The sequence below is a fragment of the Pelovirga sp. C15f genome, from assembly GCF_057178085.1.
In genome coordinates, this window is the sequence record NZ_JBXUCV010000001.1 from 347,072 (window position 1) to 361,636 (window position 14,565).

The following is a 14,565-nucleotide window of genomic DNA, read 5'->3' on the forward strand; positions in this document are numbered from 1 at the left end:
ACCTAGTCTTAGCACCGTTTCATTTATTTATACCAAGAAGGTGTTGATGAAACTATTTCACGGCTCAATTCGTAAAAAATTGTTGATTCTCGTTTTGGTGGCGACAATGCCGGTGTTCATCGTGCTTTTAGGCACTGAACTGCAAAACAGTCATCGTGCTGCTCAACTCGCAGAAAAGGACACCGCCATATACCTAAGTGGTTTTGCAGAGATTCAGCGAAGAATCACTAATTCCACCCATACACTTTTGCGCACAGTTGCCTCGATCCCAGACATTTACAGTCTAGATGAGGAAAAATCACGGGTTATCCTTTCGACACTTTTAGAAACCAACCCTATCTATACCAATGTTATTCTGGTTGATCTTAAAGGTAACGTTGTTGCGGCCGGGAAATATCATGATAGCGCCAGAGCGCTAAACTTCGGCGACCGTAAACAATTTAATGAAGCTATCATATCGAAAGGTTTTGTGTCTGGAGAGTTTGTTGTCGGCAAATCTACCAAAGAAGCAATTTTCCCATTTGGGATGGCAGTACTGAACAAGCAGAGCGAGGTGACTGGGGCAATTATAATTGGTGTCAGTCTCGTTCATTATGGAGAGTTTTTTGAGCGTGGAGATTACCCTGAAAACAGCTTTTTCGGTATCTGCGATCATAATGGTATCAGGTTGTTTCGCTATCCTATCAGCAACCAGACGGGTATCGGAGAACCGATCAATCAGAATGTCTTTGAAGCAGCTAAGGTAAGTGAAATAAGGGGGAGCCTGTCTGCACAGAGCTCTGATGGAAAGAAACGCATCATTGCTTTTGAGCCTCTGCGACTTGAAGGTAGCAAAACGCCTTATATCTATATGTTTATGGGGGTTGCTTCAGAACAAATACAGGCACAAGCTCAATCAATCGTAAATCGCTTGATAACAACCAGCGCTCTTTCTCTTTCATTCTCCCTGGTTATTGCCTGGTTCCTGGGTGGCAGAGGTGTGGTTCAACTGATTGACAGGCTTTCATTCATAACCAAAAGGTTCAGTCAGGGGGATAAAAGTGTTAAGAGCAATATCGATTATAGTGACGGTGAGATAGGTGGTCTGGCTGAGTCTTTCGATAATATGGTTGATATAATCCATCAACGTGAAGAAGAGAAAACCAGGCTATTGGAGCAGCTCAATCAAGCCCATAAGATGGACGCCATAGGCCAGTTGGCAGGTGGCATTGCCCATGATTTTAATAACATGCTTGGTGGAATCCTTGGCGCTGGCCAAATGCTGCCGCGGTACCTCTCGGACGAACCCAAGGCCAAAAAACTCCATTCGATAATAATCCAGTCAGCCACCAGGGCGGCCGACTTAACCGGTAAACTGCTGACCTTTTCCCGCACGTCAAGTAAAGCGTCTACACCGGTAAATATGCATGCGCTTATTCAAGAAACTATCACTCTTTTGCATAATACAATAGATCGCCGCATCAAGATTGAAACAGAACTGAAGGCCGTCCAGAGTTCAATCGTAGGAGATCCTTCCCAGCTTCAAAGTGCAATGTTAAATCTGGGCATCAATGCTGCTCAGGCGATGTCAGATGGTGGAACCCTTCGCTTCTCAACCCGCCTGCTTGATATTGATGATATTACCTGTGACGCGTCTCCATTCGATTTACATCCGGGGCAATTTCTGGAGATAGAAGTTACAGATACCGGTTGCGGGATTTCCGTTGAAAATATACATAAAATCTTTGAGCCTTTCTTCACGACCAAAGAACAGGGAAAAGGAACCGGTTTGGGACTGCCCGCTGTTTATGGAACAATTACCCAACATGGTGGTTCGATAACTGTTCACAGTGAAGTAAATACTGGTACCAATTTCAAGATCTTACTTCCCTTGAATATATCAGCAAAGGAACAAAAACCGATACGTCAGGACACAATAAGGGGGCAGGGAAATATTTTGGTTGTAGATGATGAAGAGGTCATGCGTATAACGGCAAAAGCAATCCTTGAAGATTTAGGCTATTCAGTCCTTCTGGCTGCAAATGGTGAAGAGGCCTTATCTGTTTTCATGGAAAGCGGGGAGCCTGTCAATCTCGTCATTCTGGACATGATCATGCCTGCTATGAATGGCAAAGATTGTTTTTTTGCGCTCAAAAAATTGTATCCAGAGGTCCGTGTCATTCTCTCTTCTGGATTTGTCCAAGATGAAGACCTTGAGGACATGAAAAGAAGTGGACTTAAAGGGTATATTAATAAACCATACCTGAGTGAAGCCCTAAGTCAGTCCGTTTATCACGCCTTGTCGAATGGTTGATTTCTCCCTTTTTTTAATCACCGTTTTATCAATCAGTTGTCAATCCGCCAATTCAAAAACTGAATATTCTCTATCCGGACTTCTTTTTTTTCCTTCACGATTGTTTGTGTCCAGGTCCGATTCTGTATGGGGTCCTGAGAGCTAAAAAAGCATAAGTATTTATCTGCTCTTCCGGTTCAGATTCCAGCCCTAGATTATTGTAATAGAACCCAAAATTATATATTCTAATAATATGCATTTGTCCTTTGATTTTTGTTCAGTTCGTTGAACTTGCATGCTTGAGTCGATTGTACCCTTGCTTTTTATACGCTTTCTGTTAAATTGGATCACTAGTTTTCTTTATCTATTCAAGGATCGTTTTTAAAATAATCTTAAAACCAATTAAAACAATATGTTACGAAATTGGGGGTCAAGTGAAGAATCTAATCGTTCTATTCATTTTTGTTTTTATTTCGGCCTGTTCAAACCAGACACCGGATGAGCTTGTTGCAGAAGGTGACCGGCTTAAAGCAGAAGGCAATGTTCGCGGGGCGATTGTTCTTTATAAAAATGCCCTGGAAAAGGATGCCAATGATCTGGCTGCCCGCATCGGTCTGGCTTCAGCTTATCATGCAAGCGGCACCCTTGATCTGGCAGAGCAGGAGTATCAGAAAGTTTTACTCCAAAACCCCTCCTTGCATGACGTTTTACTTGAGTTAGCTGCCATTGCCGTTGATCGTGGTGAGCCGCAGCAGGGTTTAGCCGATATTCAGCGTTTCCATTCAGCTGCTTCTCCCAGTGCCCGATCGCTAACCCTTGAGGGGAGAGCAAATGGCGCTTCAGGAAATCATACAGAAGCAGAGAATCTATTCAATAAGGCGATTGAGCTTGATCCTTCCTTTGCACCGGCTCACCTGAATCTGGCTAAAATCAATCTGCAGCGTAACGATCTGTCCCGTGCAGAGCAGCTTCTTCGCCAGACAATTGCTCTTGATGGGCGCCAGTTTGAAGCTTATTTTTTATTGGCTTCAGTGATAACTGCCAAAGGCGAAATTGAACCCGCTCTGCAACTTTATCTGGATGTGGCTACGATTGAACCTCGTCAGCATTATGCCCTTTACATGGCGGGGATGTTGCAACTTGATCTCGACGATTTTGCCGCTACAGAGAAAACGGTACAGCAATTTGAAAAGAATTTTCCTGATCGCCCTGAAGGCTCTCGCTTAAAGGGAATGCTGCTTTATCGTCAGGGTCAATATGATGATGCCAAAGTGGCCCTTGAACAGTCATTGCGCAGCGAGCAGCATCCGCTGACCTACTTGTTTCTGGGCTTAAGTCATTACTCCCTTGAACGTTTTGAGCTGGCGCTCAATCAGTTTCAAAATGCTCTTGATATCAATCCCGAGTTTGAACGGGCGCGGGTGTTGGTTGCTTTGACCCTGCTTAAACAGGAACGTGTTGATGATGCCATCATCCAGATTCAGCGCGTCGTTGGCAACAACCCCAACAACGCCTATGCGCGTAATATTCTCGGCAGTGCCCTGCTTGCTGCCGGCGAACTTGATCGTGGTATGGCTGAGCTGGAAGCAGCAACCAACTTAGATCCCATGTTGGTTGAAGCGCACCTTCAACGTGGGGCTATCCGTTTGTCGCAGGGTGAGCTCAACGCCGGAGAGGAAGATCTCATTCGTGCCGTTCATGTGGCGCCGGAACTGTTGAACAGCCGCTTAATGCTGGTGACACACTACCTGCGGCAAAAGAACTATCCTGCTGCCATTGAAGCCTTGAACGAAGGGATGAACGATACTGCCCAGGATGCATTACTTAATAATTATCTGGCCGCAGCATATTTTTCCCAGAATCGTCCGCAACAGGCGGTTGCTGCCTTGCAAGCGGCTAAAGAAGCTAATCCTGATTACCTGACCCCGTATTTTAATCTGGCTTCCTATTATGCGTCGCAATCCGATTATGATCAGGCTCTGCAGCAGTTTAACGATGTGCTCAGCCGTGATGCTGACAATTTAAGGGCCTTACTTGGAAGCGCTGCTATCTACAATGTGCAGGGACGCAATGAGGATCTGGAATCTGCCTATCGCCGGGTTGAGGCGACAGGAACTGAGCAGGGCTTTGTCGCCACCGCCCAGTATCGCCTGCGTCAGCGCGATCTTTCTACCGCTCTGGCGGTGGCTGATCGTGGCTTGCAGCTCCATGGCAACTCAGCTCCCTTGCTGGAAATCAAGGGGTCGCTGCATCAACAGCAAGGAAACCTCAGCGCTGCTGAAGCAGCCTTTGTCAATCTGGCATCTGTGGCCCCCGAGCGAGGCAATACACTTCTGTGGCGCCATTACATGACCAATAACAATCGCGATGAGGCCGCCAAGCTGGTTGAGGTTCTTCTGGGTTCGCAATCCGGTCAGGAATATCCCTACCTGCTGGCGGCATCTTTGCACATGGCAACCGGGGATACAGATACAGCAACAAGTCTGCTGCAGCAAGGTATCAGCAGGCTGGAGCGTCCTTCACGTTTACAGTTGCAATTGGCCGGCATTTTCGAACAGTCGCAGCAAGTGGTTCGGGCAGAGCAGATATACCAGCTTATTCTCGACTCCGATCCAACCTTTGCCCCGGTTCACGTCGCGTTGGGAACCCTGGCAGAGCGTCGCGGCAACAAAGGAACAGCCCGTGACCATTACCAGAATGCTCTGGGCCATGATCGTGACAATGTTATTGCCTTGAACAACCTTGCCTATATTATGGCCGACAATTTCGGAGAAGACCGCCAGGCCCTTGATTATGCTATGCGCGCTTACCAGCTGCGCCCCAACGACCCACGCATTATGGATACCCTGGGCTACATTCTGGTGAAAAATGAACGCGCCCAGGACGCGTTGAATCTGTTGCAGCAGGCCCATAATCTCTTGCCGGAAATTCCGGTAGTGGCTATTCATCTTGCCCAGGCGAAAATTGCGCTGGGTGACAAGGAGGCCGCCCGGACGTTGCTCGAACAGGTCCGTGACGGTACGTCTGTAGAGGAAGCAGCAACCGCGAGAAAAATGTTGAATCAGCTGTAAAGGAGCGGGGGATGATCAGACCATCTTTTTTACTGCAGATGTGTGATGCTTTTATGGCAGTTGTCTGCCTCATTATCGCTCAATATCTGCGTTTCGGCCAATTGAGCATTGAGATGCTGCTACTTGACGGTGGCATGTTCAAGCTGATGGCCTGTGTTATTGTTGTTGTTACCGTCTCCTACCTGTTTAATCTGTATGACTTTCAGCAATTCAACGATCCGTGGAGGATCGCTGCCAAAGTCATATTTGCGATGGTGGTATCTTTACTGAGCCTTTCATCGTTGTTCTATATCCTTCCCGGGCTCGGTTTCTGGCGCGGGGTATTGCTGATCACATTGGTCTTGTTTGCGTTCAGTCAGATACTGGTGCGCTGGTTGGTTCGCAAATTCTCCCGGGCGTCAATTTTTGCCAACCGGGTATTAATTGTTGGCGCCGGAGATCTGGCTGAAAAGATTTCCGAAATTGTTCCGACTGATCAGAACATGCACAGCTATACCCGTTTTGTTGCTTGTACCGACAGAGACCCTGTTGTCGACCCGGCCCTGATTGTCGGTCATATTAACGACATTGACCAGATCGTGCGTGATTACCGCCCGCAAAAGATGGTGATAGCCCTGGCCGAACGACGTGGAAATTTACCTCTGAAGGATATCATGCACAGTAAATTGCGCGGTGTCGAAGTCTACGATGCTGCCGCCTATTATGAGCACGTCAGTGGCTGTCTGATGATCGAGGAAATGCATCCGAGCTCTTTTATCTTCAATCAGCGCTTTCGCATGACCCCCTTTATGCGCAGCTATAAGCGCCTATTTGATGTTGCCCTGTCGATGATGGGTTTGCTGATAACCGCCCCCTTTTTCCCTTTTATTGCGCTGGCGATCATCATCGATTCCAGAGGGCCGATTTTTTACAAGCAGTTGCGTGTCGGTGAAAACGAGCATGAATTTCTCGTATATAAGTTTCGTACCATGAGCGACGGTGCAGAAAAGGATTCCGGGGCGGTGTGGGCACTGAAAAATGATCCGCGGGTTACCAAGGTCGGTCAGTTTATGCGTAAAACCCGCATTGATGAGATTCCCCAGCTCTACAACGTTCTCAAGGGAGACATGAGCTTCATTGGCCCCCGGCCGGAACGCATGACCTTTGTTGAGCGGTTGAAAGAATCGATCCCCTTTTATTCAACCCGGCACTTTGTCAAGCCGGGGGTTACCGGTTGGGCGCAGGTACGCTATCCTTATGGCGCATCCGATGAGGATGCGCTGGAAAAGCTGCGTTATGATCTTTATTACATCAAGAACTATTCCCTTGCTCTCGATTTTAAGATCATTCTCGATACCATTCGTGTTGTTACTTCAGGCTTTGGCGGGAGATAAGCAATGAAAATTTTTGGATCAGTATGGTTTATTGTTCTGGCTGTGTTAATGACAACAGCAGTTGCTGAAGATTACCGTATCGGCAGTGGCGATGTGCTGGAGGTTTCGGTCTGGGGGGTGCCCGAAATGAGCCGAACAGTGACTGTGCGTCCGGATGGAAAAATCACCTTGCCGGCGGTAGGGGATGTGGTTGCTGAAGGGGTCGTGCCGATGGAGTTAAGCCGCCGTATTTCCGCGGTTATTAAAGATTATGTCAAACAGCCGGTTGTGACGGTGTCAGTGCAGGAAATCCGCAATAACCGGGTTTACGTGACCGGTGGCAGTGTCTCACGGGTCTTTGATATGACCCATCAGATGACATTGTTGAAATTACTCAGCGAGCTTGGCGATTTCAGTAACGCCGACTTGCGCAAAGCCTATTTGTCGAGATCGGGAGAAAAGGTCCCGGCAGACTTTTTTGCCCTTTATTTTAAAGGGGACCTGGACCAGGACGTAGCACTGCAAGCTGAAGACATTATTTTCATACCAAGCAACCTCAGTAATATTGTTTATGTGCTGGGTGCGGTGAATACCCCGCAGCCGATTCAGTATGTTGAAGGGATGCGGGCACTGGATGCAATTCTCGGGGCCGGCGGTTTTTCTGATTTTGCCCGGGAAAATTCCGTATCGATTATCCGTGAAGGGGCGAATAAGATCGGCATCGATCTGCGAAAAGTGCGTCGTGGTCAGGATATCGAGCAGAATGTTCTGTTGCTGCCGGGTGACTACGTTATTGTTGAAGAAAGCCTCTTTTAAGGACCTTTAGAAGATGAAAGATACCCTGAAGCAGATCTTAAGTTATCTGTATGCCCTCTATCGTAATAAATACCTCTTTGTTGCGGTGTCGTTGCTGGTGATGACCGCCATTGGAGTCTTCAGCCTCACCTTGCCGAAAATCTATCGCGCCGATACTACGGTTTTTATTGAAAGTAATGTCATTGATGAGCTGGTTCGCGGGATCGCCATTACCCCGCAGATCGAAGATCGCGTCAGGGTTCTGCAGGCTGCTATTCTAAGCCGTGACTTGATTGTCAAAACCCTGGAATCATTGAATTCCCCCATTTTTACCAAAAGTGACGCGGAACAACAGTCCTATGTATCAGATTTACGGCAACGGACCCGAATCAATATCACCCGGGATATGGATCGCTTTACTGTGTCTATTGATGACAAAAATCCACGTTTTGCCCAGCAATTCATCAACACGCTGGTTGGTCTCTATGTGGAAGAGAGCCTTTCCTCGACCAGAGAAGAAACATTTGGCGCCAATCGTTTCCTGCAGGAGCAGATCGATTCTTTTAAACTCAAGCTGGAAGCGTCCGAGGACAAGATAATCGATTTTCGTAAGCGCCAGGGGATCTATTTCTCTATTGACGAAGCGGCTACCCTAGCCAACATTCGTCAGATGTTGACCCAGGTCGAGGAAATAGAACTGACCCAGGATACCCTGCAGGCTCGACAGTCTCAGCTGGTCGATCAAATGAATCGGACCAGTCCGACGATTGATATGGTGAGTGAAACGGCAGAAAACAATCGCCTGATGGAAATGGAAAACCGACTCAGCAATCTGCTGTTGCGCTACACCGAAAACTACCCGGAAGTGATCCGTCTGAAATTTGAAATAGAGGCTCTGAAGCAACGGATGCTGGATCCGGAAGCCGCACAACAGGAGCGGGGCAGCACCCGTATGACCTCCCTGAATCCTCTTCATCAGGATCTGCAGGGCCAACTTTATGAAGTTGAAGCCGAGCTCTCTTCTCTTGAGGCCCGCAAAAAGAATCTGCAGCAGAACATTGCCAATCGTGAGCAGGAACTCAAAGAAGTGCCCGAGGCTCAGAAAGAATTGGCTATCTTGATGCAGGAACGTGATTCCTATCGCAGCATCTACAATGATCTGCTCGCCCGGATGGGACAATCCGAGGTCTCAACACAGATGGAGGTTGCCAACAAAGCTTCAACCTTCCGGGTTGTCGATCCGGCAGTGCTGCCCCAGGTTCCGATTTCTCCTGACATGTTGAGAATGTTAGTGCTCGCTGTCGCCGGCGGTTTTGGTTGCGGTCTCGGCCTGATTTTCCTTCTGGAGAATATGGACAGTCGGCTTCGAGACGTCTCCGTGTTGGAAGATCTCGGGATCGATGTCCTGGCCGTCGTCCCCACTATTTCCGATCCTGCTGTGTTGAAGCGACGTTTTGTCGGGGATGTTTTTCTGTTTGGTGCCGGCGGTATATATCTGGTCTGTTTTGTTGGGGTGTTTCTTTTTTCTGATCGAATTATTCCCCTGGTAACCTCCTTGATGACGGGTTGATGAAAGCATGAGTCGTATTGAAGAAGCACTAAAAAAGGCAGCCAGCTTACGCAACGCCCCCCCTGTCGATTCACCGGACTCGCAGAGCAGTACAGACGTTGAGCGTGAACCGCAACAGGTCCTTTCCATAAAACAAAAAGTCAGTGCCCTGCTTGATGTTGTGCCGCTGAAAATTGATCATTTGATGCTAGCTACCGCCCGTGACGAAAAGACGGCAGTGGTTGAGGAATACAACAAGTTGCGTTCGACCCTGATCGCCCTGACCAGTGGCGATACCTTTGCTAATACCATCATGGTCACCAGCACCGTCAGCGAGGAAGGGAAAACCATGACGGCACTGAATCTGGCCATTTCTCTGGCCAAAGAGCATGACCATACCGTGCTGCTGGTAGATACAGATTTACGCCGTCCCTCCGTTCACCGCTATCTCGATATCAAGCCAGAGGTCGGGTTGGTGCATTGTCTGCGTGACAACCTGCCGATTGAAAAGGCGCTGATCAAAACCGGGTTGGGCAAGCTGGTCCTTCTGCCTGCCGGTGAAGCAATCAAGGATCCTGTTGATCTGTTGTCATCAAACCGGATGAAAGCAATTGTCAAGGAACTCAAGCAACGTTATCCCGAGCGCTACGTGATTTTCGATACCCCCCCGGCGCTCCCCTTTGCTGATGCCGGAGTCCTGGCTGGTATCGTTGACAGCACCCTGTTTGTTGTTCGGGAAGGCAGGGCCAAGCTTGAAGATATTGTAGAAACCCTTGAAGAATTCAAACGCCACCGTCTGCTCGGCGTTGTCTACAACGATGCCCACAGTTTTGTTAATCGGCAGAGTTATTATTATGGCAATTATTAAATACCTAAGTGAGGAGCCAGCAATGAAAACATTCAGGCGATTGACTGTAGCCGCGGCAACTGTTCTTGGAATGTTGTTTTCTTCCTGTGTCTGGGCAGCAATTGAAATAACCCCCCGTTTCAGCGTGTCAGAAGAATACAATGACAATGTTTTCTTAACTGACAGCGACCGGGAAGATGACTGGATAACCACCGTCGAGCCGGGAATCGCTTTGCTTTATAATCAGCGGTCGCTTGAATTATCCCTTGATTATTCACTGCGCTACCGTGATTACAAGAACAACGACGAGGAGGATCAGGACCGTCTGCGCGATATCCAGCGGGGTGCTTTGGATGCCGTGTTTTTTGGCGGCCGACCCTTTACCCTTACGACTCGTGGTTCGATCACCCGTGAAACCCTGGATGAGCGTGATCGTGATCTCGAGTTTAACGATACGGTTGATCGATCCACGGTTTATCGCGTTTCTGTAACGCCGGAGTATCGCTTGCGGATAACGCCGACACTGGCAGCAGTGATCGGTTACAGCCTGAATCTGGTCGATTATGCCGATAGTCAAGGCGACGATTATCTGGAGCACACAGGGCGGCTGAGCATTGAAAAAAACATTTCACAGTCCCTGGATGTCTGGGCGCGCTACCAGTACATTGAACATGATAATGATGACACTCTCGAAGATTTTAATCGTCATGAGGCTACTGTTGGTGGCCGTTACCAGCTCGGTGCCCGGACTGCTCTTGATGCCATGATCGGACGCAGCAAGGTGGAATATGATTCAGGACCGGACACGAACAGCACCATCTGGTCGACCGATCTTTCCTACCTGTTGACGGACTCTGTGACCCTGGGTCTGTTGTACAGTCAGGATTATCAGGTCACGGCAACGGAAGGGCTGTCCCGGTTACGGGAAGCACGTTTTTCAATCACCTTTACCCGTCCCCTCACCAGTGTCACCACCGCGGTTTTCTGGCGTGAACTTGATTTTGTTCGAGATGATCGCGTCGATGAGTCCTATGGGGCAACCCTCGGCTTGACCCGCCAGTTGTCCCAGGCCTTCTCCGTCGGTACCGATGCCGGTTATGAACGCGCTGATAACCGTGGACCGGACGAAGAGTTACATCGTTACACTTTCGGAGCCAATCTGGGGTTTGAGTATCGACGCTTCTTAACCTCTCTGGGATATCGCTATCGCCTCAATGATTCCGATATCTCCGGCAATGATTATCGCAACAATATTGTCACTCTCAGCGCTACGGTACGGTTTTAAACTATGATGGCGTCGCAAAAACTCACCAACTGCTGCGTTGCTGCGACTATTTCACCGCTTCGACGTACGTAAGTACGCCTCATTGCTCAATAATCGCGCGCCTTGCATTTGGCGCTTTTTGCTTAGCCATCTCAATTGACACTTTTTGCGAAAGCATCAAACTATGTATACAGACTTTTTTGAACTCAGTGCAAAACCTTTTGATCTCTTGCCCAATCCGCAGTTCCTGTATTTGAGCAAAGGCCATCGCAAGGCCTTGAGCTATCTGCAGTACGGTGTTCAGGAGCGAGCCGGATTTTCCCTGCTCACTGGCGAGGTTGGTTCCGGGAAAACCACCTTATTACGGGATATCATCAATAAAATCAGTTCCGAAATGACCCTCGCCATGGTCTTCAATACCCGTGTCGATGGACGTCAACTCATTGCCCTGATTAACGATGATTTCGGACTGAAGACCGACGGCAAGGACAAGGTTCAACTGCTTAATGAGCTTAACGACTTTCTCCTGGATGAAAGTACTGCCGGGCGCCAGGTGATCATTATTATTGACGAAGCGCAGAATTTAACCGAAGAGGCTCTCGAAGAGATACGGCTGCTCTCCAATCTCGAAGCCGACAACTTCAAACTGGTGCAAATTATTCTGGTCGGGCAGCCTGAGCTTAAGCAGATCATTGCGCGTCCATCGCTGCGCCAATTGCGACAGCGTATCAGCATCAGCTGCCATTTGAACCCCTTGAATCGGGAAGAAATTGAGGAGTATATCCTGCACCGACTCGGCACGGTCGGTAAACGTGACTGTGTTACTTTTGAAGAAGGTGTTTTTGATGCCATCTTTAAGTTCAGTGGCGGCATTCCAAGACTGATCAATCTGATCTGTGATTTTCTGATGCTTTCAGCATTCGTCGAAGAAACCCGCGATATCGATATGGACATGGTTCATGATGCAATTAATGAACTTTCCTTTGAAGAGGAACATCCGGAAAGTGCTGAAGAGCGCGGGGCGGCTGCATCTGCTGAGAGGGTTCCACAAGCGCGACGAATTATCACCGGCTCAAGCCTTGACGACAGGGTCAGCCGCATTGAAGAAAATTACGCAAAACTCAGTTCTTCCCGTTCCCAAAATGAAGCAATTATCGAACGTCTGTCGAGCCAGGGGAGTATCCTTGAATATCTCATCAACCAGCAACAAAAGCAGTTCGGTCAGATCGAGGAACAGCTGAAAAGAATATCAGCCCAGGTTGAGCGCCTACGTCAGGCGGTCCTGACCGACACCCGCCGCGGTTCCAATCCGGATGTCATCAAACTTGAATCGGTTGTGCGTAAGGATAATGTGTAAAATAAGTAAGCAGTAAACAGTAAGCAGTAAGCCGTTACTGATCACGGCTCACCGTTCACTGCTCACGGGTGATTCCACAAAGCGGGAGAAAAATGGCAAATAACAAATTGAAAATTCTCGTAACCGGCGGTGCTGGATTTATCGGTTCGCATCTGGTGGATCTCCTGTTGTCGCAGAATCACCAGGTCGTGGTTCTCGATAACTTCAGTACTGGAAAACTGAACAATCTCCCCCGCAATGACAGTTCGTTACGCATCGTCGATGGTGATATCCGCTGTAGCGATACGGTCGACCAGGCCGCAGCCGGCTGTAATGCCATTGTTCATCTGGCAGCAGTGGCCTCGGTTCAGGCTTCCGTGGAGGATCCTTGCGGTACCCATCAGGTGAATCTGGTTGGTACTCTCAACTTGCTTGAAACAGCAAAAAAGCAGGGCATTGAACGTTTTGTCTACGCTTCTTCAGCTGCTGTTTATGGCGATACGGCTGTTCTGCCGGTTGGCGAAGATCTCCCGCTGCGCCCCCTCACTCCCTACGCTGCTGACAAACTGGCCGGTGAATACTATATCGATTTTTATCGACGTCAATACGATCTCAAGCCGGTCGTTTTCCGTTTTTTCAATATCTTCGGCCCCAGGCAGGACCCCTCATCTCCTTATTCAGGGGTCATCAGCATCTTTCTGCAACGGGCACTGGCCCGGCAGTCGATTACCGTCTTCGGTGATGGTGAGCAAACCCGCGACTTTGTCTATGTCGCTGATCTGGTGCGCCTGCTCGAACAGGCCGTGAGTACGTCAAAAAACATGACTGCACCAATGAATGTCGGTAACGGCGTGCAAACCAGTCTCAATCAACTGCTGGCCGCTATCCAAAATTTTTCAAGTTATCCGTTGGACATCAGCTATGACACCCCGCGAGCCGGTGATATTCGTCATTCCTGTGCCGACAACCAACGTGTCAAAGAACAAATGGATTTTCGCAACAAATATACAACTTCCGAAGGGTTGAAACACACCTGGGAGTGGATGAGAGAAAATAGTGAACCGTGAGCAGTAAGCAGTTTCCGCTCACGGCTCACCGTTCACCGCTCACGGATTTATCCAAATGACGCCGCTTTAGCGGCTGACAAAGGAAAAAGGATACCGCTTTGGCGGCAAACCAATGACTATAACTAACTACCTCACTATCGACGTTGAAGACTATTTCCACGTTTCAGCGTTTGAGAATATCTCTCCGCCGGACACCTGGAGTACGCGTGAGTGTCGGGTCGAAGGCAACACCGACTTGATCCTTGATATTCTCGATGAATACCACACCAAAGCCACCTTTTTTATTCTCGGTTGGGTGGCCGAACGCTATCCACACCTGACCAGAAGCATTGCTGCCCGTGGTCACGAAATAGCCTGTCATGGTTATCTTCATCAACGCGTTGCCCTGATGGAGCGCGAGGGCTATCGTCAGGACATTCGCCGCGCCAAAGCCCTGCTCGAAGACCAGAGCGGACAGGCAGTCAACGGTTACCGCGCGCCGAGTTATTCGATCACCAGGCAGACCAGCTGGGCTTTTGATGAACTCATTGATGCCGGATTTACCTATGACTCCAGTATCTTTCCAATGCACCACGATTTTTACGGCATTCCGGACTGGCCACGTTTTGCCGGATATGCGGTCCAACAGGGGGAAAAGTGGCTGGCAACTGACACCATACCGGCTGGTCAGAAAGGGATCCGTGAAATACCCATCACCACCCTGAATCTCGCCGGAAAAAACCTTCCCATCGCCGGGGGCGGCTACTTTCGCCTGCTGCCTTATCATGTCACCCGTTGGGGGCTGAAGCAGATTAACACCAGAGAACAGCAACCCTTTGTCTTTTATCTTCACCCCTGGGAGTTCGACCCGCGTCAACCTCGCATGCAGGGTGCCAAACTGAAAAGTCGCTTCCGCCATTATCTCAACCTCGACCGGACCGAAGCGAGATTCAGAGCGCTGCTGCGGGATTTTAAGTTTGGGCCGATAGGGGATAAGCAGTGAGCAGTGAACCGTGAGCCGTAAGCAGTAAGC

At 48.9% G+C, this 14,565-nt stretch carries 10 protein-coding genes; all 10 read left to right on the top strand.

Features of this window, described 5'->3' with window-relative positions; genetic code table 11:
* The first annotated feature begins 46 nt into the window (after nt 1-46).
* Nucleotides 47-2,293 carry a hybrid sensor histidine kinase/response regulator gene (locus AC1931_RS01745; protein WP_483875503.1) on the top strand — a complete coding sequence of 749 codons (2,247 nt, stop codon included), beginning with the start codon at nt 47-49 and terminating at the stop codon, nt 2,291-2,293.
* A 413-nt stretch (nt 2,294-2,706) separates the two neighbouring features.
* Nucleotides 2,707-5,343 carry an XrtA/PEP-CTERM system TPR-repeat protein PrsT gene (gene prsT, locus AC1931_RS01750; protein WP_483875504.1) on the top strand — a complete coding sequence of 879 codons (2,637 nt, stop codon included), beginning with the start codon at nt 2,707-2,709 and terminating at the stop codon, nt 5,341-5,343.
* 11 nt (nt 5,344-5,354) lie between these two features.
* Nucleotides 5,355-6,716, top strand: coding sequence for a TIGR03013 family XrtA/PEP-CTERM system glycosyltransferase (locus AC1931_RS01755; protein WP_483875505.1), 1,362 nt, complete (start codon nt 5,355-5,357; stop codon nt 6,714-6,716).
* Between the two features lie 3 nt (nt 6,717-6,719).
* A complete protein-coding gene (locus AC1931_RS01760) occupies nt 6,720-7,511 on the top strand; it encodes a polysaccharide biosynthesis/export family protein (RefSeq protein WP_483875506.1) in 792 nt (263 codons plus the stop codon).
* Nucleotides 7,512-7,524: 13 nt separating this feature from the next.
* Nucleotides 7,525-9,060, top strand: coding sequence for an XrtA system polysaccharide chain length determinant (locus AC1931_RS01765; protein ID WP_483875507.1), 1,536 nt, complete (start codon nt 7,525-7,527; stop codon nt 9,058-9,060).
* 7 nt (nt 9,061-9,067) lie between these two features.
* On the top strand, nt 9,068-9,907 hold the full coding sequence (locus AC1931_RS01770; RefSeq protein WP_483875508.1) for an XrtA-associated tyrosine autokinase: 840 nt from the start codon (nt 9,068-9,070) through the stop codon (nt 9,905-9,907).
* A 22-nt stretch (nt 9,908-9,929) separates the two neighbouring features.
* Nucleotides 9,930-11,171 carry a TIGR03016 family PEP-CTERM system-associated outer membrane protein gene (locus tag AC1931_RS01775; protein ID WP_483875509.1) on the top strand — a complete coding sequence of 414 codons (1,242 nt, stop codon included), beginning with the start codon at nt 9,930-9,932 and terminating at the stop codon, nt 11,169-11,171.
* A 163-nt stretch (nt 11,172-11,334) separates the two neighbouring features.
* Nucleotides 11,335-12,507 carry an XrtA/PEP-CTERM system-associated ATPase gene (locus tag AC1931_RS01780; protein ID WP_483875510.1) on the top strand — a complete coding sequence of 391 codons (1,173 nt, stop codon included), beginning with the start codon at nt 11,335-11,337 and terminating at the stop codon, nt 12,505-12,507.
* A 92-nt stretch (nt 12,508-12,599) separates the two neighbouring features.
* Entirely contained in the window at nt 12,600-13,553 is a 954-nt protein-coding gene (locus tag AC1931_RS01785) for an NAD-dependent epimerase/dehydratase family protein (RefSeq protein WP_483875511.1), read from the top strand.
* Nucleotides 13,554-13,665: 112 nt separating this feature from the next.
* Complete coding sequence (locus tag AC1931_RS01790) at nt 13,666-14,535, top strand: XrtA system polysaccharide deacetylase (RefSeq protein ID WP_483875512.1); 870 nt, start codon at nt 13,666-13,668, stop codon at nt 14,533-14,535.
* The last annotated feature ends 30 nt before the right edge of the window (nt 14,536-14,565 follow it).

Coding starts and splice junctions, on each gene's coding strand:
- AC1931_RS01745 (WP_483875503.1), top strand. CDS start 47: ATGAAACTATTTCACGGCTCAATTCGTAAAAAATTGTTGATTCTCGTT.
- AC1931_RS01755 (WP_483875505.1), top strand. CDS start 5,355: ATGATCAGACCATCTTTTTTACTGCAGATGTGTGATGCTTTTATGGCA.
- AC1931_RS01760 (WP_483875506.1), top strand. CDS start 6,720: ATGAAAATTTTTGGATCAGTATGGTTTATTGTTCTGGCTGTGTTAATG.
- AC1931_RS01765 (WP_483875507.1), top strand. CDS start 7,525: ATGAAAGATACCCTGAAGCAGATCTTAAGTTATCTGTATGCCCTCTAT.
- AC1931_RS01770 (WP_483875508.1), top strand. CDS start 9,068: ATGAGTCGTATTGAAGAAGCACTAAAAAAGGCAGCCAGCTTACGCAAC.
- AC1931_RS01775 (WP_483875509.1), top strand. CDS start 9,930: ATGAAAACATTCAGGCGATTGACTGTAGCCGCGGCAACTGTTCTTGGA.
- AC1931_RS01780 (WP_483875510.1), top strand. CDS start 11,335: ATGTATACAGACTTTTTTGAACTCAGTGCAAAACCTTTTGATCTCTTG.
- AC1931_RS01785 (WP_483875511.1), top strand. CDS start 12,600: ATGGCAAATAACAAATTGAAAATTCTCGTAACCGGCGGTGCTGGATTT.
- AC1931_RS01790 (WP_483875512.1), top strand. CDS start 13,666: ATGACTATAACTAACTACCTCACTATCGACGTTGAAGACTATTTCCAC.